1 protein-coding gene is annotated in these 1,187 nt (G+C 61.7%); it reads left to right on the top strand.

What is annotated here, in order from left to right:
• Nucleotides 1–43 precede the first annotated feature (43 nt).
• A protein-coding gene (locus KUV74_RS20730) for an IS3 family transposase (protein ID WP_222517284.1) occupies nucleotides 44–1,187 on the top strand; the annotation gives its coding sequence in 2 pieces (ribosomal slippage) (nucleotides 44–302 and nucleotides 302–1,187; 1,145 coding nt annotated over the 2 pieces). This gene is flagged as partial in the annotation.

Here is a 1,187-nt window from a genome sequence, read left to right as displayed (position 1 = left end):
AGTGGACACCCCGTTAAGGCAGTACACTGAACGAGGTGACCCCATGGCAAGGCAAGCAACGTCGATGAAGAAGACTCGCACCCGTTACTCCCAGGTCTACAAGGACGAGGCCTTGGCACTCGCTGACCGTGTTGGTGCCAGTGCTGCCCCCCGCGAACTGGGTCTTCAACCCAGCCAGCTCTACCAATGGCGAGCCAAGGCTCAGCAGCAGCAGAGTGCCTCGGTTCGCGAGCAGGCCTTGGCGGAAGAGAACGCGAGGCTCAAGCGTCAGCTGGCTGAGAAGTCGGAAGAGCTTGAAATCGAAAAAAAAGCCGCGGTGTACTTCGCGAAAAGCCTGAAGTGAAGTACGCCTTCATCGAGCAGCATCGTCAGGCCTTCAGCATTCAACGGATGTGTGCGTTTCTCGGTGTCGCCCGCAGCGGCTACTACGCCTGGCGACTGCGGGGAGGAGTACCCTCTCCTCGCCGCCGCCGGCAAGCGCTCACCGATCAGCGCGTGGCTCAGGCCTTCGAGCAGGGCAAGGGGCGCTCAGGCGCCCCCAGGCTGACCCATGACCTGAACGATGCTGGCGTAGCCATCTGCCTCAATACCGTGGCTGCCAGCCTCCGTCGGCAAAACTTGCGGGCGAAAGCCGCGCGTAAGTTCAAGGCCACGACGAACTCACGGCATGGCCTGCCCGTCGCACCGAATCTGCTGGAGCAGGACTTCAGTGCTACGGCGCCGAACCAGAAATGGGTCGGCGACATCACTTACCTGGCGACGGGTGAGGGCTGGCTCTACCTGGCGGTACTGATTGACCTGTATTCACGCAAGGTGATCGGCTGGGCGATGAGCGAGCGCATGACCGCTGACCTGGTCGGCGACGCGCTTCAGATGGCGCTGTGGAGCCGCAAGATGCCCAAGGGCGTCATCGTGCATAGCGACCGTGGTAGCCAGTATTGTTCGTCCCTGTACCGGTCGTTGCTGACCCGGCACGACCTCCGGTGCAGCATGAGTGCCAAGGGCAACTGTTACGACAACGCCTGCGCCGAGAGCTTCTTTCACAGTCTCAAGGTCGAGGCCATTCACGGCGAGCGACTCACGACCCGAGAAACCATGCGACGGCAGGTGTTCGAGGACATTGAGTTGGACTACAACCGGCAACGCCGGCACAGCGCGATCGGGATGATCAGCCCAGAGGCCTTCGA

The sequence above is a fragment of the Halomonas sp. DP1Y21-3 genome, from assembly GCF_019801245.1.
GTDB lineage: Bacteria > Pseudomonadota > Gammaproteobacteria > Pseudomonadales > Halomonadaceae > Halomonas > Halomonas litopenaei.
The sequence above is the reverse complement of the archived record's forward strand: the minus strand, read 5'-3'. Positions and strand labels throughout refer to the sequence as shown.